The sequence below is a fragment of the Sphaerisporangium rubeum genome, from assembly GCF_014207705.1.
Lineage (GTDB): Bacteria > Actinomycetota > Actinomycetes > Streptosporangiales > Streptosporangiaceae > Sphaerisporangium > Sphaerisporangium rubeum.
In genome coordinates this window covers 4,860,505-4,879,089 of the sequence record NZ_JACHIU010000001.1, presented here as the reverse complement: position 1 = coordinate 4,879,089, position 18,585 = coordinate 4,860,505, and the positions used below count along the sequence as shown (strand labels likewise).

The window sequence follows — 18,585 nt, the reverse complement described above, 5'->3', positions numbered from 1 at the left end:
AGCCGTGTGCCGGACGCCGCGCCGGCCTGTCCGAAAATCGGCGGACACGTCCTGGCCGGGCCCATCCCCAGGTCGTATACCAGGCTCCACCTGCGGGATGAGCGTCGTTTTCATGACGCTGGATATTGTGGGCAGGTGGAAGGCGGCTATTGGGGGTGTACGGCGTGGCGGTGACCGATGAGCGGCAGGACGACGCCTCTCCTGATGTCCGGCGTGAAGGTTTCATGGGTTGGGTGGACAGTGTGCGGTCCACCCGCACCGGCCGGCTCACCCTGCGCATCGTGGTCGGTGTGCTCGGCACCGCGCTGGTGGTCACGGGGCTGGTGCTCGTGCCGCTGCCGGGACCTGGCTGGCTGATCGTGTTCGCGGGGCTGGCGGTGCTGGCCACGGAGTTCGAGTGGGCTCACCGCCTGCTGCAGTTCGCCAAGCGCACGGTGTCGGCGTGGACCGACTGGCTGATGCGGCAGAACTGGCTGGTGCGCGTGCTGGTGGCGGCCGTGACGCTGGCCTTCGCGGCGGTCCTGGTGTGGCTGATGCTGAAACTGAGCCTTGGGGTCGATCTGCTGAGCATGGCCCAGATGTTCCTGACGAAGGCTCTGGCCTAGAGGTACAGGCCGGTGCCCTGCTCGGTCTGCGGGGTGGCGACGGCGTGCAGATCGCGTTCGCGCATCACGAGGTACACCTGGCCGCCGACCTCGACCTCGTACTGGTCGTCGGAGTTGAACAGCACCTTGTCGCCTGCCTTGACCAGCCTGGCGTTGGCCCCGACGGCGCACACCTCTCCCCAGACGAGGCGGTTGGCCATCGTGACGGTGGCGGGGATGACGATGCCGGCGGAACTGCGCCGCTCCTCGGTCTCCTGCTCTGTCTTGACCATGACGCGGTCGTGAAGCATCTGGATCTCGAACTTCGGGTCGGTCACAGGCAAAGCCTATGCGGCGGGGCCGTCGACGGTGACCCGACTTTCGGAGAGCGCTCCCACGAGGCCGGTCGGTAGGGTTCGCCACATGATCGACGATTTGAGCGGCTGGCGGTGGATCAACGAGCCCGCGAACTGGACGGCCGGCGAGGACCTGCGGATCACGGCGGAGGCCCGCACCGACCTCTGGCAGACCACGTTCTACAACTACAAGGTGAGCTCGGCGCACATGTTCGGCACCACGGTGACCGGTGACGCGCTGCTGACGGCCACGTTCGGCGGAGCGTATGCGGCGCAGTACGACCAGGCGGGCCTGGTGCTGCACATCGACGACGAGAACTGGATCAAGGCGGGGGCCGAGTACGTCGACGGCGGCCTCCACCTGAGCACGGTGGTGACCCGGGGCTTCTCCGACTGGTCGGTCACCGTCCCCGCCAAGCCGTCGCAGGAGATCACCCTCGACCTCCAGAAGAAGGGTGACGCCGTGGTCGTGCGGTACGGCCTGGACGGCGCGAAGCCGGAGACGATGCTGCGCCTGGCCTATTTCCCGCCGGGCCCTCCCGCTCTCGCCGGCGTGATGTGCGCCGCGCCGTCCGGTCCGGGGTTCGAGACACGTTTCACCCACGTGACGATCAAGTGAATAGTTTTCTCCCACCTGCGGGGATGTCGGCCTGAATCATGTCACGAGCCCGGCTTTCGAGAGGTTAGCTCGTAAAATGGGTATGTTGGTGCTCCCGACGACGGACGTGAAGTTCGTAGAGGGCCGCGGGGATTTACGGTATTTCGTCCGGTTGATACCGCGTCGGCCCGTGCTCCAGGTGAGGGGGGAAGCGTGGGGGACGAGGTCCGCGGAGGATCCGATGGGCTTGACGTCACGGCACCGAATTGGGCCCGGATCGCGAATTATTTCCTTGATGGAAAAGACCATTTCGCGGCGGACCGAAAAGCCGCGGAGGAGCTTCTCTCCTACGCTCCGGAGATCCGGACCATGACGGTGGAGCTCAAGGAGTTCCACGGCAGAGTGGTGCGCCATCTCGCCGCAGAAGGCATGACGCAGTTCCTCGTGGTCGGCGCGGGCCTGCCGTCCAGTTGCAACACCCACGTCGCCGCTCGTGAGACGCAGCCGCGAGCGCGTGTGGTGTACGTCGCCGACGACCCGGTCGTGCTGTCGCACGGCCGGGCCCTGGTCGCCACCGACGACGACACCGGCATGGTCGAGGGAGACCTGCTCGACCCGGACGCGATCATCGACGACCCGGTCACGCGCCGCCTGATCGACCCGGCCCTGCCGGTGGTGGTGATCATCCCGCACCGCCTGCAGTTCACCCCGGACGTCGACGAGCCGTACAAGAGGGTCGGCGAGCTGCGCGACTGGATGCCGGCCGGCAGCCACCTGGTCGTCACGCACGCCGTGCTCGACTCCCGGCCGAAGACCGCCGACCGGGTCGTGCCGGTCTACCAGCGCATCTTCCGCCGCACCGAGGACGCCTCCCGCACCCGGCAGCAGGTGCTCAGGTTCTTCGACGGCACCGAACTGATCGACCCCGGCCTGGTGTACATCCGGCAGTGGCGGCCGGACCACCCGCTGGCGGCGCGCAACCCCGAGCGGATCTGGACCGTCGGCGGCGTGGGCCGCAAACCCGGCCCCTGACTCCTGCCGGCACTGATCTCCGCTGAGTCCGAGCGGTGGCCGAAGCGCCGCCTGCCGGTGATCCGGCGCACATGGACGCACCTCATACTGTGATGCGCACATGTGAAGGGAAAGGTCAGGGGACTTGAGGATCGCACCGTTCGCCGGGTTGCCCACACCGTTGCGCTGGACGGCCCGGGTGCTCACCGTCCTCGTGGTACTCGCCGTCCTGCTCGCCGGAGCGGCCGTCTGGACGGTCCGCAGATCCTTCCCGCAGACCGGCGGGGAACTACGGCTGCCGGGCCTCCAGCGGCAGGCGACCGTGCTGCGCGACGCGCACGGCATCCCGCACATCTACGCCGACACCCCGCACGATCTGTTCATGGCACAGGGATACGTGCACGCGCAGGACCGGTTCTGGGAGATGGACTTCCGGCGCAAGACCACCGCCGGCCGGCTGTCGGAGCTGTTCGGCGCCTCCACCCTGGACGTCGACAAGGTGGTGCGCACCCTCGGCTGGCGGCGCACCGCCGAACGTGAGCTCGCTCTGCTGAGCGCCGCGACCCGGCAGGCGCTCACCGACTACGCCGCCGGGGTGAACGCCTGGATGACGGCGCACGACGGGTTCGCCGAGCGCAGCCTGGAGTACGTCGTGCTCGGCCTCACCAACGGCTCCTACCGTCCCGAGCCGTGGACCCCCGCCGACTCCCTGGCGTGGCTCAAGGCGATGGCGTGGGACCTGCGTTCCAACATGGACGACGAGCTGCGGCGCGCGCTGTACGCCTCCGTGCTGCCGAAGGACCGGGTGGCGCAGCTCTACCCCGCCTACCCCTTCGACCGCCACGCTCCGATCGTCACCGGCCCGGCACGCGGCGGCGCCAAGCCGGCCCGTCCGGCCGCGAAGAAGACCGGCACGGACGGCGACCCCAGAACGGCCGCCGCCGGGTCCGGCGACCGCGACCCCGGTACGGCCGAGGACGGCGACTCCGGTACGGCCGCCGCGCTCGCCGCGGTGGCGCGCACGTTGCGCGTGGTGCCGTCGCCGCTCGGCACGAAAGGCGGCGACAGGGACGGCATCGGCTCCAACTCGTGGGTGGTCGCCGGCGCGCACACCGCCACCGGCAAGCCGCTGCTCGCCAACGACCCGCACCTCGGCCCGCGCATCCCGTCCATCTGGTACCAGGCCGGGTTGCACTGCCGCGTGAGATCCGCCGCCTGCCCCTACGACGTCACCGGCTACACGTTCTCCGGCCTGCCAGGCGTCGTCATCGGCCACAACGACCGTGTGGCGTGGGGTTTCACCAACCTCGCACCCGACGTGGCTGACCTGTACCTGGAGCGGACCAAGGGGGACACCTACGAGGTGGACGGCGCCTACCGTCCCATGGAGGTCCGCACCGAGGAGATCAAGGTGGCGGGCCGCGCCGCCGAGCGGCTCTCGGTGCGCGCCACCCGGCACGGCCCCATCGTCTCCGGTGTGCTGGACAACGCCACCAGGGCCGTCCCCGGCGCGGCAGCGGCGGCGGGGGAGCCGAAGGACGGGCTGGAGGCGGCGCTTCGCTGGACCGCGCTCGACCCCGGCCGCACCGCCGACGCGCTGCTGCTGCTCAACACCGCGCGGAACTTCCAGGAGTTCCGCGCGGCGGCGGCGCTGTTCGAGGTCCCCGCGCAGAACATGGTGTACGCCGACGTGGACGGCAACATCGGCTACCAGGCCCCCGGCCGCATCCCGGTCCGCGCGAAAGGCGACGGCACCTGGCCCGCCAAGGGCTGGACCAGCGAAGCGGAATGGACAGGTTTCATCCCGTTCGACGAACTGCCTTCGGCGTACAATCCGCCGGAGGGCTACATCGTCACCGCCAACAACGCCGCCACAGGACCGGGGTACGACCACTTCCTGACCTCCGACTGGGCCTACGGCCACCGCTCACAGCGCATCACGCAGCGTATCCGCGAGGCCCTCGCCGCCGGGAAGATGACGGCGGCGACCATGGGGGACATCCAGATGGACACCGCCAACACGCTGGCCCCCACGCTCGTCCCCCACCTGCTGCGTGCCGGCGTCCCCGACGGGGAGATCCGCGAGCTGCTGGAGACCTGGGACCGCACCCAGGGGCCGGACTCGGCCGCCGCTGCGTACTTCAACGCCGTGTGGCGCCACCTGCTGAGCCGCACGTTCGACGACGAACTCCCCGAAGGCGGCCGGCCCACCGGCGGCGACCGATGGTACGAGGTGGTGCGCGGCCTGCTCGACCGGCCCGCCGACCCCTTCTGGGACGACACCCGCACCCCCGCCGCCGAGACCATGGACGACACGCTGCGGGCCGCCATGACCGACGCGCGCGCCGAACTGCGGGAACGGCTCGGCGGCACGCCGGGGGAGTGGCGCTGGGGTGACCTGCACACGCTGGAGCTGACCAACGAGACCTTCGGCACCTCCGGCATCGGCCCGGTCGAGTGGCTGTTCAACCGGGGTCCGCTGCGTCTCGGCGGCGGCAAGGACGCGGTGGACGCGACCGGCTGGAACGCCACCAAGGGGTACGAGGTCGACTGGGTGCCGTCCATGCGCATGGTCGTGGACCTCGCCGACCTCGACCGGTCCCGCTGGGTCAACCTGACCGGCGCCTCCGGCCACGCCTTCCACGCCGCCTACGCCGACCAGGCGGAGCTGTGGGGGACCGGCGGCACCACCCCGATGCGCCACACCGAACGCGCCGTGAAGGCGGACGCCACCGACACGCTGACCCTGGTCCCCTGACCAGGCGGGCCCGCCGCTCCACGGACGGCGGGCCGGTCGGCCGGCGAGAACTCAGGTGGAGGACCGGCAGCGTCTCCGGTGACAGGCCGGTCGCCGCTGTGAGACTCCAGCCGGCGGTCAGCCGCTGGTGACCGACGCGATCTCGGCGAGCGGGAACTCCAGGTAGTCGCCGGCCTCCTCGCACCAGGCGTCGAGGACGCCGCGGCGCAGCTCGCCGTGGCTGATGGTGGCGGTGATGCCGTCGGACAGGGTGATCAGCGCGCGGACGCCGCGGTCCACCACGAAACCGAGCAGCGACTGCTGCGCGGTGGGGAGCCGGGTGGCGAGGCGGCCGATGACGGCCCATGTCTGGCCCGCGGCCTGCTCGTCGGGGCCGCTGCGCATGAGGCGCTGCGCGTGCTCACGCGGGTCCGGTGGCGGGTCGGCGATGATCGGCGGAGGGCTTTCCAGCTCCGCCACCCGGCCGCCGGGGAGCAGGATCAGCCGGCCGCCGGCGGGTTCGCGCCGTACGGCGATCTCGCCGGTGTCGTCCACGGGGACCGGCGCGTAGCCGGCCTCGCGGAGCGAGGTGAGGGTGCGGTCGGCGGCGGCCGACGACGCGAGCACGGTGGGGGCCAGCAGGCGCAGGCCGAGCCGCGTCAGGCGGCGGTGCGCGGCGATCTCGGCGAGCAGCCCCGGGTCACCCTGGATGATGCAGCCGACCGTGGTGACCGTCACCTCGCCGTGCCGCCGCGCGACGTCCTTGACGAGGTACGCCAGCGGCTGCGGCACCGTGCCGGCGGCACGCAGCTCTTCGAGCAGGGACTCGGCCGAGTACCCGGCGTCCAGCGCGCGCCGCACGCTCGCCGCACTGAACCGCCACACCGACGCCGCGCCTTTGGACTCGCGGTCGGCGGCCCGGTCGAGCAGCGACGACAACTCGGCCGCGGGGGGACCGGTGACGACGGCCGTCAGGTCGGCGCCGAACAACGCGGTGCGCTGCGCACCCGCGAGGGCCCGTACGGACACCTCGACCAGGCCGGGGTCGTGCTCGACCTCCGGCACCGACTCGTCCTGCTCGTCGCCGGCGACGCCGGGGCCGAGCGCGGCGAGCGCGCGGCCGAGGCCGGTGAGGCTGTCGCCGGCCATGAGGCCGAGCAGACGGGCCTCGGCGAGCACGGCGGGGCAGCACTCGGTGAGCAGCTCGCGGTCGAGCAGCGGCGCGCGCCAGTGCACGGCCTGCACCAGCTCGGGAAGGCTGGCGAACGTGGCGTCCTCAGGCAGGGTGGCGAGCGTGGTGAGCACGGCCCTGCGCACGCGTGCCACGGTCTCACCGGCCGGGTCGTCGCCGAGCACGGTGGGGTAGCGGCCGGAGACACGGCGCAGCGACGAGCGCTCCATGCGCCACCAGGCGGCGAGCAGCGTGCGCAGCCGCGCCGGAGCGTCCTCAAGGCGCCACGCGTCGAACCGCTTGGTGGGGATCAGGCCTTCCGCGGCGTCGTCGAAGGCCAGCAGCCGCGCGACGGCGCAGACCTCCAGCAGCAGCCGGGCCTCGTCCTCGGCGCAGCCGGTCTCCTTGACGACGCGGCGCACCTCGCGCACGCCGACGCCGCCGCCTTTGAGCAGCGGCAGCGGCGTCTTGTCGGTGTTCTCCAGCAGCGCGGCGGCGCGGTCCACGGCGTGCGGCGCGGCCAGGCACATGGCGTGGCCGGCCTCGGCGGGGTCGGCGGCCACGGTGCCGAGCGCCGGAGGCTCGGGGGTGAACGGCGCGCGGTAGTCGGGGCCGCGCAGCGCGAGCGCGACCTCGCGCGGCATCTCGGCGATGTCCCACTGGGTGCGGTACAGCAGGCCGCGCTCGGCGGCCCACTTCTCGGGGCTGTCGAGCGCGACGAAGCGGTTGCCGTCGACGCCGCGCACCGGCCCGTCCCAGGCGAACTCGTCGAGCAGGCTGACCGTGCCGTCGGGGGCCTCGCGCAGCAGATCGGCGAGCCGCTCGGCGTCGCCGAGCACCGCGGTGACGCGGGCCATGAGCTGGCGCCTGCCGCCTTGCGCGGACAGGCCGAGCGCGCGGCTCATGCGGCGCAGGCCTTCTGAGTTGAGGGTCCAGGAGTCGAGGTAGGAGGCCAGGGGCTCGCCGAGGCCGCAGGGGGCCGTCCACCAGCGCGCGACGGCCTCGGCGAGGTGGAGGGAGCCGCCGGGGCCGGGCCAGGCGAGCGCCTTGTCGTACAGGCCGTCGAGCCACGGCACGACCTCGGCGGTGGTCACCCCGAGGAACCGGGCCAGCTCGTCGGGGGTGGCGCGGTCGCCGACGACGAGGCAGGCCTGGAGGATCTCCAGCGGCGGCAGGGGGAGGCCGCGCATGACCTCCATGACGGCGAAGTTGTCACTCAGGCGGCGGGCCAGGGTGTCCAGGCGGCGCGGCCACGGCGCGGCGATGGCGTCGGGCCGACCGGCCAGGACGCGCGCGAGCCGGTCTTCATCAAGAGTTGTCAGCCAGGCGAGCAGGTGATCGTCCATCACGGCTCTTTCGAAGGTCTCGCGGAAGTCACCAAGATGCCACCGTAATGCAGAGCACAGGTCCGGCGGGTTCGACGTAGCAGAATAGGCCCTGATTCATTGGCCGCGCGTCGACGCCGCGGCGCACGCGTCCGGCGACGCCGGTGCCGTGTTCCCAGCTCAGGGGGCATCGAGCCCGCCGCGTACGGTGGGCCTCCCCTCCCCGAGCGGGTGGGTGGCATCTGCCGTCAGCTCTTCAGCACGGCCCAGACGACCTTGCCGTACGGCGACAGGGGGTCGAAGCCCCAGCGCAGGCTCATCGACTCCACGATGTGCAGCCCCATGCCGCCGGTCGCGAGATCGGCGGCGCGGCGCAGCACGGGGACGGCCGACCCGGGGTCGGCGAAGACGCAGGTGACCAGCGAGCCTTTGCGGATCATCGACATGCGGACGAGGTCGGCGCGGTCGGCGTGCGGGTGCGCGCCACCGGAGGCCAGGCCGTGCCGCAGCGCGTTGGTGGCGAGCTCGGAGACGACCAGTTCCATGTCGGGGACCAGGTCGCACATGTCCCACCCGGTGAGGCTGCCGGCGGCGAAGCACCGCGCGGCGTGCGCGGACCGCGCGTGCGGCGTGAGGACGAACGTGGCGCTCGAGGTGCAGGCCCCGGCAGGGGCGAGGTCGCGCGCCGGCTCGGGCCACCAGCCGATCGGGGGCCACCAGTCGAACGCCGACCACTGGTTCCCCCCACGAGTCAGGTCCGTGGAGTGCACACAGATCATCATGGATCAGCTCCCGTGCACTTGCAAGAGCGAATGCACGTGCAGAAGCTACGTGCAGGCGCTACGGTTGGTACAAGAGGTCACGAAAGGGGACTACACGCGCGATCTTTGACAGACTGTGATCCAGTCCACAACCGGAGGAAGGCACGTGTCGATCGACCCCCCGGGTACCGGCTCAACGGTCCGGCGAATCATGCTGGGCGCCAGCTTGCGCAAGTTGCGCGAGGATCGGGGACTCAGCAGGGAGGAAGCGGGTTTCCACATCCGCGCCTCGGAGTCCAAGATCAGCCGGATGGAGCTCGGCCGGGTCGGGTTCAAGACGCGTGACGTCGAGGATCTGCTCACGCTCTACGGCGTCAACGACGACGCCGCCCGCCGCGGGCTGCTGGAGATGGTCCGCGAAGCCAACGCACCCGGATGGTGGCAAAAGTACAGCGATCTGCTACCGGCATGGTTCAACACGTACATCGGTCTCGAGGAAGCGGCCCAGACCATCCGGACCTACGAGGTGCAGTTCATCCCAGGCCTGCTCCAGACCGCGGCGTACGCGCGCACCGTGATCAGGCTCGGCTGGCCGGACGTGACCGAGGACGAGATCGATCGGCGTGTGCACATGCGCCTGGAACGGCAGGAACGTCTCACCCGGAAGGACGGTCCGCGGCTCTGGGCGGTCATCGACGAGGCCGCGCTGAGGCGGCCGATCGGTGGCAAGGAGATCATGTACGAGCAGATCCAGCACCTGATGGCGGTGGCGAGCCTGCCGTCCATCACCCTGCAAGTGATGCCGTTCCAGTTCGGCATGCACGCGGCCGAGGGTGGGGCGTTCAGCATCCTGCGTTTTCCGGAGTCCGACCTTTCGGACGTGGTCTACGTCGAGCAGCTATGGGGTGCCCTCTACCTGGACAAACGTGAGGACGTCGATCCGTACCTCACCGCCATGGAACAACTGTGCGTCGAAAGCACAACGCCTGGGGGCACCGCCGAGATCCTCGGCGACATACTCAGAGAGATCTAGATGACCCAGCCCTATAACGGAATGCCGGCCACCAGCCTGACCGGAGTGGCCTGGCGGAAGAGCCTGTACAGCAACTCGCAGGGCAACTGCGTCGAGCTTGCCGAGCTCCCCGATGGAGGTGTCGCCGTCCGCAACTCTCGATTTCCGGACGGTCCCGCCCTCATCTACACCCGCGCCGAGATCGCGGCACTCGTGCTCGGCGTCAAGGACGGGGAGTTCGACAATCTGGTCGCGTAACGTCCTGTTCACATATCGCGCGTCCGGTTAACCGGAGAGCGCGCATCGCGTAACCGGGGTCGTTCATCCGATCCGGCACACTGGTGGCCTCCGCTGCGCTTGATGTCCCTGGGAGCCCCGATGCTGGACCAGATGACGCTCTACCCCGTCGCCGATGACGTGTTGTTCGCGCCGGGGGGCCGCGTCGTGATCCGTACCTACGGTGTCGCGTCCGCGGCCTCCACAGAGGACGGCAACCGTGCCGTGGCGTACCGCACGTGGGTCACGGGGGTTCGTGACCAGCCCCGATACTGGCGCTGGGGTCATTTCGAGGACGCACGCCGCGGCCACCGCAAGGTCCTCGAATGGCTGACGGGACGCGGCCCCCAGCCGACGGCGGCCCCCGTCACCTGACCCGCGTCAGATCGGCGCGTTCCAGCGGCCGACGGCGCGCTCACCGTGCTCGAAGCCGAGCACCGACACCGTCCCTGTGTCCAGTTTGAACAACTTCCCGTCGCGCGGCGGCAACCCCAGCCACCGTGCGGCCAGCACGCGCAGGAAATGACCGTGTGCGACCAGCGCCACGGTGCCGTCCGCGGGCAGCGCTCGCGCGATCACCCGGTCGGCCCGCTCCCCGACCTGCTCCACCGTCTCGCCGGGATGCTCGGCGTCCCCGGGGATCACCCCGTCGCGCCACAGGTACCATCCGGGCCTGGTCTCGCGGATCTCGGCCGTGGTGATGCCTTCGTAACCTCCGTAGTCCCACTCCCACATGTCGGTGTCGGTCCTGACGCCGGTCAGGCCGGCCAGTTCCGCGGTGCGCAGGGCCCGCCGCGCGGGGCTGCTCAGCACCAGGGAGATCGTCCTGCCCTTGAGCGCGCCGGCCAGCGCGCGGGCCTGCTCCTCACCTTCCGGTGTGAGCGGTACGTCGGTGCGGCCGGTGTGCCGCATGGCCGTGCTCCACGCGGTCGCGCCGTGCCGCAGAAGTATGAGCTCCTCCATCGCGCCATCATCCACGACCGGCGCGCCTCACGGGCCGCCGGGGGACGCTCAGCGGCGGGAGGCGGCGGGGCTCAGGTCGCCGCCGGGTGGCGCGCGCGCATGGCGTGCTCGACCAGGGTGACCAGCACGTTCTTGCTCGACTCGCGGCGGCGCGCGTCGCACAGCACCACCGGGATCCGCGCGTTCAGGTCCAGCGCCATCCGGATCTCGTCCAGATCGTAGGAGCGTGCGCCGTCGAAGCAGTTGACGGCCACCACGAACGGCGTGCGGCGCCGCTCGAAGTAGTCCACCGACGGGAAGCAGCCGTCCAGCCTGCGGGTGTCGGCGATCACCACCGCACCCATGGCGCCGATCGCCAGCTCGTCCCACACGAACCAGAACCGCTCCTGGCCCGGCGTGCCGAACAGGTAAAGCACGTGGTCGTCACCCATGGTGATGCGGCCGAAGTCCATCGCGACCGTGGTGGTGGACTTGCCCTCCACCCCCGTCAGGTCGTCGACGCCGGCGCCGCGGTCGCTCAGGATCTCCTCGGTGCGCAGCGGCCGGGTCTCCGAGACCGAGCCGACCATGGTGGTCTTGCCGGCGCCGAAGCCCCCGGCGATGAGGATCTTCACCGCCGTCGGCACCTTCACCGGCGCGGAACGCACCTCAGAGCGCCCGAAGGCCATTGAGCACCGCCTTGTAGGTGTCCAGACTCAGCACGTCGCTACCCCGGTGCGGCTCCTGGATCGCGACGACGCGCCGGTCGAGCAGGTCGCCGAGCAGCACGCGGACCGTGCCGGCCGGCAGGTCCAGGTGCGCGGCGATCTCGGCCACCGACAGCGGCCGTTCCTCGCACATGTCCATGATGGTGTGGTGCTCGGGGCCGAGGCCGGGCTGGCCCGGCGCGACGGCCTCCACGGTCATGACGAGGGTGATGAGGTCGAACTTGCCGCGGCTCGGCTTGGTCCTGCCGCGTGTCATCACGTACGGCCGGACGATCCTCCCGGCCTCCTCATCCAGCCACTGCTCCTGGCCTGGGTCGTCGGAGAGGCTGGTCATCACGCTCCTTCCCCCGGATCGCCGTGATCTGGGTGGGGTGGGCGGGCGGCGTCGGCGCGGCCGCGTTCTGTACCGGACTGGAAGGCCGCGAGCATGCGGCGGGTCTCCTCTGGTGTGCGTTCCGCGGCGGGCCGTGCGGGTGCCGCCGCGGGTCGTTCGTCGCGCAGGCCGGGGGCCAGGTGCGACTGCGCCACCCGGCGGGGGAGGCCCGACGGTGTGGTGAACACCGTCGGCGCCGGTGGCGCGTGCTCGGTCGCCGCGCCGCCTGCGGGCTCGGGGGACGGCGGCGGCACGTCGGCGGTTCGCGGACGAGGCGGGACGGCCTCGTGCGCCTGTACGGTGCGCGCCGTCCGCACGGCGCGATCCCCGCCGGTCTCACCGGTCTCACCGGGGAGTCCGGGCTCGCCGGGGTGCTCGGGGGTGACGTCGGGCTCGGGCTGGCGGCCGGGGCCGCGGGTCAGGTCGGGACGGGGATCCCTGCGCTCGTCCTCCCCGGCGGGGCTCCACGCCGACCGGCCGGTGTCCTCCCGGGAGGCCGGCACGCCGGAGCCGTCGGGAGCGTCGGCGTCGGGGTCGATCAGCTCGCGGGGGAGCAGCACGATGACGGTGGTGCCGCCGTACGGCGAGGACTTCAGCGTCACCTGGATGCGGTGCCTGGCCGCGAGGCGGCTGACCACGAACAGGCCGAGACGCGGGGTGTCGGTGAGCTTGAACTCCGGGGGCTCCGCGATGCGCGCGTTGGCCTCCTGGAGGTCCTCGGAGCTCATGCCGAGGCCACGGTCCTCGATCTCGACGACGTAGCCCTTGCCGACCACCTGGCCGCTCACCCGTACGGTCGCGAACGGCGGCGAGAACGACACGGCGTTCTCGATCAGCTCGGCCAGCAGGTGGATCACGTCGCCGATGGCGCGTCCGGCGAGCTCGCCGTCGTCCATGGTGCTCAGCTCGACCTGGGTGTAGTCCTCGATCTCGGCGAGCGCGCCGCGCACCACGTCCACCATCGGCACCGAGCGGCGCCAGGCGCGGCCGGGGGACGCGCCGGACAGCACGATGAGGTTCTCGGCGTTGCGCCGCATGCGGGTCGCCAGGTGGTCCACCCGGAACAGGTCGGCCAGTTCGGCGGGGTCGGACTCCCGCTTCTCCATGGTGTCGAGCACGGTGAGCTGCCGGTGCACCAACGACTGGGTGCGCCGCGCGAGGCTGAGCAGGATGGCGCGGTAGCCGCGCCGCATCTCGGCCTGCTGCACCGCGACCCGCACCGCGGTCTCCTGCACGGTGTTGAACGCCTGGCCGACCTGGCCGATCGCGTCGCTGCCGACCGCGAGCGGCGGCGCCTCGGACGCCACGTCCACCTCTTCACCCCGGCCGAGGCGGTCCACCACCGAGGGGAGCCTTCTGGCGGCGAGGTCGAGCGCGGCGGCGCGCAGTTCCTCCAGGCGCCGCACCAGCGCGCGGGCCGTGGTGATGGCGAGCACGATGGACGCGATGACGGCGATCAGGCCGAGGCCGCCGGCGAGGGCCAGTCGCGCGACGACGCCGACCGCGATGGGGGTGGCCCGGTCGACGAGGCGGTCACCGCCGACGGTGATGAGCCTGTCCATCTGCACCAGCACGTCGCTTGAGGCGTTTCCCCAGGTGGCGGCGTCCACCGGCGGAGACTCGTCGCGCGGCGACTGGATCAGCCGGTCCTCCAGGCGGCGCAGGCGCTTGTACGGCTCGGCCGCGGTGAACGCGTCGTAGTCGGCGCGGTCGGCGGCCGGCAGTTCGTCGGCCGCGGTGGACAGCAGGAAACGCTGCGCGCCGACGTTCTGCGCGAACCTGGCGCGCTCGGCGTCGTTGAAGCCGCCGGCGACCAGCGCGCCGGCGGAGATGGCGTCCTCCTGCGCGAGCAGTTCGAGGGCCCGGCTGATCTGGATGAACGTGCGGGTGTCCTTGGCGAACTCCGAGTCGTCCAGCGTGGCCATCGAGTCGTAGATCTTGTACAGCGAATCGATGATCTTCGTGATCGTCGTGGCGGCGCTGCCGCGGTCCACCGTGCCGGCGTCCACGAGCTTGCGCAGGCCCGGCAGCACGGCCGCCTGGTTGTTGGCCTGGTCGATGCGCCGGTTGAGCTGCGCGTCCGCCGCGCGCCGGGTGCCGTCGCTCAAGGTGAGGCGGCCGAAGTCGGCGACGGCGACGTCGGTGCGGCGGCGCTGTGCCGTCAGCGCGCTGCGGCGCGCGGAGGAGCCGGGGTCGGCCAGCGCGACGACGGTGAGGCGGCGCTCGCGCTGGAGCTCGTCGCGCAGCCGTTCCGCGGGGACGGCCACGCCGGAGTCGAGCGTGGACACCGACAGGACGTTCAGGCCCTCACGGGTGGTGACCCAGGCGGCGAAACCCCACAGGGCGATGAGCGACACCAGCAGCGCGGTCACCTTGACCCGGACACGCGAGTTACGCAAGCGCACGGCTCCACCCCAGGCGGCTATTCGGGAATCCCGTGGCACGGCAGCCCGGCGAACATCCCTACGTGTATCGTCTTATCGGAATATAGCGGTGAATCAGGGGACTGGTGGCATATCACCGCTTACGTCGGACGACCTTAGCACGTGGGAAAACGGCGCCACGACCGACCACTGTGATCTTTGTAAAGATGTCGAGTTAAGTCGGTCCTCCTGTCATCCGTGGTCCCCGCTGCGCGCCACGACGGGCTCACCGCGCTGTCCTGCCTGGTACCACGCAGTGATCGCGGGCTCGCGCTGCGCGAGATGGAGCGCCGCGGTCACCACGGCACGCACGATGGTTCTCGGGAGGTACAGGTCTTTGTCATGCCACATAGGGGGAAAAACCTCCCATCCCTCTCGTCCGTTGCTTTTTATTCCGATATTTCGCTCTGTACGCCTTAGGTACGCATAACCGCGCGCCGCCGCGTCGAGCGATTCATCCGCCACGTCGCCGCGCCGTCCCGTGAGCAGCAGCAGGTGCAGCGCGTACGCGGTCTCCTCCGCGGTGCCGTGCCACAGCCCCCACGAGCCGTCGTCGCGCTGTGTCTCCAGGGTCCACCGCACCGCGCGCCGCACCGCCGCCGCCGTCCCCGCGCCACCGAACTCGGCGAGCGCCAGCGCGCAGCACGCCGTGGCGTAGTACGGCGAGGCGTGCCAGCGGTCGCTCCAGCTCCCCGGGTCGTCCTGCCGTGCCGCCAGCCACCCCGCCAGCTCCGCCATGACGGCCGCGTACCGGGGCCGTGCCCGCGGGGCCGCCGCGGCGTACCGGCCGAACGCGTCCAGCACGTGCGCGTTGACCGTCGTCGAGACCCCTTCCTCGCCGCGCCACGTGCAGAAATGCGGCCCCACGTGGTAGTCCCACAGGCTGTCGGGAGCTTTCGGCGTCCCGAGCAGCGCCAGCGCGTACAACGCCACCGACGTGGTGTCCGCGTCGGCCGGCAGCCCCGGTCCCGCCGCGACCCCTCCCGGCTCCGCCGACCCGAGCAGGCTCACCCCGAGCTCCTCGGGGACCGCGACCGGCACCCCGGCCCGCACCAGCCAGCTCAGGGCCCAGCCGCGCTCGAACACCGTGATCGGCACTCCGCACGGCACCGGCCCTCCGTGGGCTGACGCCACCTCGTCGAGGAAGGAACACGCCGCCGAGGAGTCCGCGGAGCCGGACGCGCCGAGCCACGCGGCGGTGGCGGCGGGGGACGCGCCGACGACGCCGGACGGTGAGGGGTGGACGCCTGGCGCGCGGACGGCGGCGTCCCCCGCCACCTCCAGCGCGTGCAGCAGCTTCTCGGGGACCGGCGCGCCGGACAGCAGCCGCCGGCGTACGGCGGCGAGGCGGGTGCCGTCCGCGCCGTCGGGGAGGGGAAGCGGGACGGCGGACGGCGGGCCGAGCTCCCGCAGGCGCCGGTTGATCGAGTCGACCAGGGCCGGGACGATCAGCTCGATCGCCGGGGTGTCCGGCAGCGCGCCGCCGCCGTGCGGGCCCGGCGCGTCGCCGAGGCGCCACAGCGCGCGGATCGCTCGGCGCGCGGCGGCGGCCACCGCCTCTGCCTCCGGCCCGCCGCCGGCCGCGTCCCCGCGCCGCGCCGCCGTGAGCTCGGCGAGCAGGCCGTCGGCGGCGCTCAGCGTCGGCACCAAGGCGTACCGCTCGTGCGGGCCCCACGTGCCGTCCGTCCCCTGGGTGGCGACGAGGTACGCGACGCGTTCACCGTGGCCGGACAGCCACGGGGCCAGGGCCACCACGCGGCCGGTCTCGTACACCGACGGCGAGACCTCACCACGGGGGCTGGTGAGCAGGTCCCGCACCACGTCGCGGGCCCGGGCCGCGACGTCCGCGCGGCCGGGGCCCGTCACAGGCTTCCCCAGTAGTCGCCGGCCGAGTAGAACCCCGCGCAGAAGTCCATCTGACGCTCCAGGTAGTCGGCGACGCGCGGCAGACCGGGCCGCAACGCGGCGATCAGATCCCTGGCGCGCGCCGCCAGCCCGGCGACGCGCCGCTCCACCTCCGCGCGCGGCACCCCGAGGAACAGCGCGTTCAGGTCCCCCCACTCGACGTCCCGCTCGTAGGTGCCGAGGTCGTTGAGCAGCCGGATCACCCGCTGCACCTCTGCGGCCGCGGCCAGCACCGGCCCGAGGTCGCCGGGCCGCTCGACGCCGCCGGTGTGCAGCAGGTGCGCGGTGAAGGCGAACGTGAAGCCGAGGTTGGCGGCGTTGCCGAGGTACTCCTCGAACGACGGCACCGTCCCGGCGTCCCGCCAGGCCCGCTCGCGGCGCATCCCCTCCAGCATGGCCCGCAGCTCGTCCCGCCACACCGGCCCGAGCCACGGGTACGACGGCGTGGCCGCGAGCCCGGCGCGGATCTCGGCGAGGAACACGCCGAGCTCGTCCCCTTCGGCCGGCGCGCCGCCCCCGGCCACGGCCAGGCAGCGCTCGGCGACGGCATCGACCTCGCCGGCGGACGTGGCGACGTAGTCGGCCAGCCAGTCCAGCCCGAAGGCCCACAGCGACGCCTTGTTCGCCATGCGCAGTTCGGCGGCGCCGAACCACGGGCCGCTGAACGCCATGGCCATGCCGAGCGTCCCGGCGAGCCCCGCGTCGAACGGCGCGGCGGAGAACAGGCCGGGGTAGGCGGCCATCCATCCGAGCAGGTCGCGCTGGCACCGGCCCGCCACCGCGCACACCGAACCGGCCTCCGTGGCGGAGGTCAGGACACGAGCCGTCATCAGACCGCCCCGGCGGCGGCCTGGCGCAGCCGCAGCCGTACCCGGCGCGCCGGTCGCAGCAGCGCGGTCGGCGCCGGTGTGTAGGGGCCCTCGCCGAGCAGCACGGGACGGTACCTGCTGAGCAGCGACGCGACGATGAGCGGCGCGTCCATCGTGAACAGGTGCCGGCCGAGGCACTGGTGCGCGCCGCCGCCGAACGGGAAGTAGCTGTAGCGGTGGCGCCGCTCGGCCCGGCCCGGCTCGAACCGCGTGGGGTCGAACTCCAGCGGCCGGTCCCAGAACTCCTCAAGACGATGCGTGACGTACGGGCTGATCAGCACCATCGACCCGGCGCGCACACGCGTGCCGCCGATGACGTCGTCGGCCACCGCCATGCGGGGGAACAGCCACCCCGCCGGGTACAGCCGCATCACCTCGCTCAGCACCATCATGGTGTAGCGAAGCTGCGGGACGTGCTCGGGCCTGGCCGGTCCGCTGCCGACGACGTCGGCGATCTCGTCGCACAACGCGTCCGCCACCTCGGGGTGCGCGTCGAGCACCGGCCACAGCCACGTCAGAGTGGTCGCGGTGGTCTCGGAGGCGGCGGCGTAGACGCTGACCAGGTCGTCGCGGACCCGCCGCTCGTCCACGCCGTCCACGCCGTCCGCCGCGTGCGCGCGGCACAGCGCGGACACCACGTCGTCGCCGTCCGCGCCGGTCCCGGCGGCCCTGCGCCGGATCACCGGCAGCACCACGTCGTCCACGGTGCGCACCGCGGCGAGGAACGCGCGGTCGCCGGGCACCCTGATGCCGTACGGCAGGAACGGCATCAGCAGGCGGAACGACACCGCCGCGTCGGCCGTGTGGTAGGCGGTGATGAGCCGCTCGCTGTCCTCGCGGGAGATGGCGTCGCCGAACAGCACGCGCACCACGCTCTGGTTGACGATGGCGGCCATCTCGCGCGCGGCGTCCACGGGCCGGCCGGTGCTCGCGTGCCGGTCGAGCTCGGCGACCCGCGTGTCGATGGTGGCGGCGATGGCGCCGGCCAGCGAGGTGACGTACTTGGCGGTGAAGACCTGCTGCAGGATCTTCCGGCTGCCGGCCCAGGTGTCGCCGTCACCGAGGATGCCGTCGCCGAGCAGGCGGTTCAGCGGACGCCAGAACATGCCTTCGCGCACGTAGTTGGTCCAGTTGCCCCGCAGCACGTGCTGCACGTGATCGGGGTGGGTCACCAGATAAGGACGGAACGGCCCGAGCCGCAGCCGGACGACGTCCCCACCCGCGGCCACACCCAACGACGCCAGGCTGTCGGCCGGTTCACGGGCCAGGCGTGGCATCGCTCGGGTGAGAGTGCCTCGTACGGCGTGCCGGATCCGCGGCACGCCACCAACGAACGGCATCGTGTTGTGTCTCCCACTTTCGTCCACCCGGTAAGACCACTGACGGTGACAGTGCTCCCTCGCGCACCGGGTGCCGCAAGAGCTTCAAAGAAGACAAAACGCTCTTACGGCTAAATACACGTGATGCGAGACCTATCACGATCACTGACGTCGATCAACCCCTAGTAGTCAGAC

17 protein-coding genes are annotated in these 18,585 nt (G+C 71.8%); 7 read left to right on the top strand and 10 right to left on the bottom strand.

Annotation, left to right across the window (positions count from 1 at the left end; translation table 11 throughout):
• The first annotated feature begins 224 nt into the window (after positions 1–224).
• Positions 225–605, top strand: a complete 381-nt coding sequence (locus BJ992_RS20985) for a TIGR02611 family protein (RefSeq protein WP_184983594.1) — start codon at positions 225–227, stop codon at positions 603–605.
• Here BJ992_RS20985 and BJ992_RS20980 read toward each other — a convergent pair.
• Positions 602–922 carry a co-chaperone GroES gene (locus BJ992_RS20980; RefSeq protein ID WP_184983592.1) on the bottom strand — a complete coding sequence of 107 codons (321 nt, stop codon included), beginning with the start codon at positions 920–922 and terminating at the stop codon, positions 602–604. The genes BJ992_RS20985 and BJ992_RS20980 overlap by 4 nt on opposite strands.
• 85 nt (positions 923–1,007) lie before the next feature.
• Here BJ992_RS20980 and BJ992_RS20975 point away from each other — a divergent pair, with 85 nt between their 5' ends.
• The 3 genes from BJ992_RS20975 (at position 1,008) to BJ992_RS20965 (ending at position 5,307) form a co-directional block, all read left to right on the top strand.
• Positions 1,008–1,559, top strand: a complete 552-nt coding sequence (locus BJ992_RS20975) for a DUF1349 domain-containing protein (RefSeq protein ID WP_184983590.1) — start codon at positions 1,008–1,010, stop codon at positions 1,557–1,559.
• Between the two features lie 192 nt (positions 1,560–1,751).
• A complete protein-coding gene (locus tag BJ992_RS20970; protein ID WP_184983588.1) occupies positions 1,752–2,570 on the top strand; it encodes an SAM-dependent methyltransferase in 819 nt (272 codons plus the stop codon).
• Positions 2,571–2,694: 124 nt separating this feature from the next.
• Positions 2,695–5,307, top strand: coding sequence for a penicillin acylase family protein (locus BJ992_RS20965; RefSeq protein WP_184983586.1), 2,613 nt, complete (start codon positions 2,695–2,697; stop codon positions 5,305–5,307).
• A 117-nt stretch (positions 5,308–5,424) separates the two neighbouring features.
• Here the strand turns inward: BJ992_RS20965 and BJ992_RS20960 are convergent, their stop codons facing one another.
• Both BJ992_RS20960 and BJ992_RS20955 read right to left on the bottom strand, forming a co-directional pair.
• Positions 5,425–7,803, bottom strand: a complete 2,379-nt coding sequence (locus tag BJ992_RS20960; RefSeq protein ID WP_184983584.1) for a helicase-associated domain-containing protein — start codon at positions 7,801–7,803, stop codon at positions 5,425–5,427.
• Between the two features lie 227 nt (positions 7,804–8,030).
• Positions 8,031–8,561: an ATP-binding protein gene (locus BJ992_RS20955; RefSeq protein WP_184988626.1), complete on the bottom strand. Its 531-nt coding sequence runs from the start codon at positions 8,559–8,561 to the stop codon at positions 8,031–8,033.
• 193 nt (positions 8,562–8,754) lie between these two features.
• On the opposite strand from BJ992_RS20955, the gene BJ992_RS20950 reads away from it, so the two are divergent.
• The 3 genes from BJ992_RS20950 to BJ992_RS20940 all read left to right on the top strand — a co-directional run bounded on the left by BJ992_RS20950 (position 8,755) and on the right by BJ992_RS20940 (position 10,206).
• Positions 8,755–9,576 carry a helix-turn-helix domain-containing protein gene (locus BJ992_RS20950; protein ID WP_221475641.1) on the top strand — a complete coding sequence of 274 codons (822 nt, stop codon included), beginning with the start codon at positions 8,755–8,757 and terminating at the stop codon, positions 9,574–9,576.
• Positions 9,577–9,813 carry a DUF397 domain-containing protein gene (locus tag BJ992_RS20945; RefSeq protein ID WP_184983581.1) on the top strand — a complete coding sequence of 79 codons (237 nt, stop codon included), beginning with the start codon at positions 9,577–9,579 and terminating at the stop codon, positions 9,811–9,813.
• A 102-nt stretch (positions 9,814–9,915) separates the two neighbouring features.
• Positions 9,916–10,206, top strand: a complete 291-nt coding sequence (locus tag BJ992_RS20940; protein ID WP_246496735.1) for a hypothetical protein — start codon at positions 9,916–9,918, stop codon at positions 10,204–10,206.
• A gap of 6 nt (positions 10,207–10,212) precedes the next feature.
• Here the strand turns inward: BJ992_RS20940 and BJ992_RS20935 are convergent, their stop codons facing one another.
• The 7 genes from BJ992_RS20935 to BJ992_RS20910 all read right to left on the bottom strand — a co-directional run bounded on the left by BJ992_RS20935 (position 10,213) and on the right by BJ992_RS20910 (position 18,411).
• A complete protein-coding gene (locus BJ992_RS20935; protein ID WP_184983579.1) occupies positions 10,213–10,794 on the bottom strand; it encodes a histidine phosphatase family protein in 582 nt (193 codons plus the stop codon).
• A gap of 71 nt (positions 10,795–10,865) precedes the next feature.
• Positions 10,866–11,462, bottom strand: coding sequence for a GTP-binding protein (locus BJ992_RS20930; RefSeq protein WP_184983577.1), 597 nt, complete (start codon positions 11,460–11,462; stop codon positions 10,866–10,868).
• Positions 11,443–11,835: a DUF742 domain-containing protein gene (locus BJ992_RS20925; protein WP_184983575.1), complete on the bottom strand. Its 393-nt coding sequence runs from the start codon at positions 11,833–11,835 to the stop codon at positions 11,443–11,445. The genes BJ992_RS20930 and BJ992_RS20925 overlap by 20 nt, the downstream gene beginning before the upstream one ends.
• Positions 11,835–14,279, bottom strand: a complete 2,445-nt coding sequence (locus tag BJ992_RS20920; protein WP_184983574.1) for a nitrate- and nitrite sensing domain-containing protein — start codon at positions 14,277–14,279, stop codon at positions 11,835–11,837. The genes BJ992_RS20925 and BJ992_RS20920 overlap by 1 nt, the downstream gene beginning before the upstream one ends.
• Positions 14,280–14,489: 210 nt before the next feature.
• Entirely contained in the window at positions 14,490–16,163 is a 1,674-nt protein-coding gene (locus BJ992_RS20915) for a prenyltransferase/squalene oxidase repeat-containing protein (RefSeq protein WP_343072786.1), read from the bottom strand.
• Positions 16,160–17,032 (bottom strand): terpene synthase family protein, encoded by an 873-nt coding sequence (locus tag BJ992_RS33065; RefSeq protein ID WP_246496734.1) that lies wholly within the window; start codon positions 17,030–17,032, stop codon positions 16,160–16,162. The genes BJ992_RS20915 and BJ992_RS33065 overlap by 4 nt, the downstream gene beginning before the upstream one ends.
• Positions 17,032–18,411 (bottom strand): cytochrome P450, encoded by a 1,380-nt coding sequence (locus tag BJ992_RS20910; RefSeq protein WP_184983572.1) that lies wholly within the window; start codon positions 18,409–18,411, stop codon positions 17,032–17,034. Before BJ992_RS20910 ends, BJ992_RS33065 begins: the two co-directional genes overlap by 1 nt.
• Positions 18,412–18,585 lie beyond the last annotated feature (174 nt).

What these genes read in the sequence shown, in the direction of transcription:
- BJ992_RS20985 (WP_184983594.1), top strand. Translation starts at nt 225, where the DNA reads ATGGGTTGGGTGGACAGTGTGCGGTCCACCCGCACCGGCCGGCTCACC.
- BJ992_RS20975 (WP_184983590.1), top strand. Translation starts at nt 1,008, where the DNA reads ATGATCGACGATTTGAGCGGCTGGCGGTGGATCAACGAGCCCGCGAAC.
- BJ992_RS20960 (WP_184983584.1), bottom strand. Translation starts at nt 7,803, where the DNA reads ATGGACGATCACCTGCTCGCCTGGCTGACAACTCTTGATGAAGACCGG.
- BJ992_RS20955 (WP_184988626.1), bottom strand. Translation starts at nt 8,561, where the DNA reads ATGATCTGTGTGCACTCCACGGACCTGACTCGTGGGGGGAACCAGTGG.
- BJ992_RS20950 (WP_221475641.1), top strand. Translation starts at nt 8,755, where the DNA reads ATGCTGGGCGCCAGCTTGCGCAAGTTGCGCGAGGATCGGGGACTCAGC.
- BJ992_RS20945 (WP_184983581.1), top strand. Translation starts at nt 9,577, where the DNA reads ATGACCCAGCCCTATAACGGAATGCCGGCCACCAGCCTGACCGGAGTG.
- BJ992_RS20940 (WP_246496735.1), top strand. Translation starts at nt 9,916, where the DNA reads ATGTCCCTGGGAGCCCCGATGCTGGACCAGATGACGCTCTACCCCGTC.
- BJ992_RS20935 (WP_184983579.1), bottom strand. Translation starts at nt 10,794, where the DNA reads ATGGAGGAGCTCATACTTCTGCGGCACGGCGCGACCGCGTGGAGCACG.
- BJ992_RS20930 (WP_184983577.1), bottom strand. Translation starts at nt 11,462, where the DNA reads ATGGCCTTCGGGCGCTCTGAGGTGCGTTCCGCGCCGGTGAAGGTGCCG.
- BJ992_RS20925 (WP_184983575.1), bottom strand. Translation starts at nt 11,835, where the DNA reads ATGACCAGCCTCTCCGACGACCCAGGCCAGGAGCAGTGGCTGGATGAG.
- BJ992_RS33065 (WP_246496734.1), bottom strand. Translation starts at nt 17,032, where the DNA reads ATGACGGCTCGTGTCCTGACCTCCGCCACGGAGGCCGGTTCGGTGTGC.
- BJ992_RS20910 (WP_184983572.1), bottom strand. Translation starts at nt 18,411, where the DNA reads ATGCCGTTCGTTGGTGGCGTGCCGCGGATCCGGCACGCCGTACGAGGC.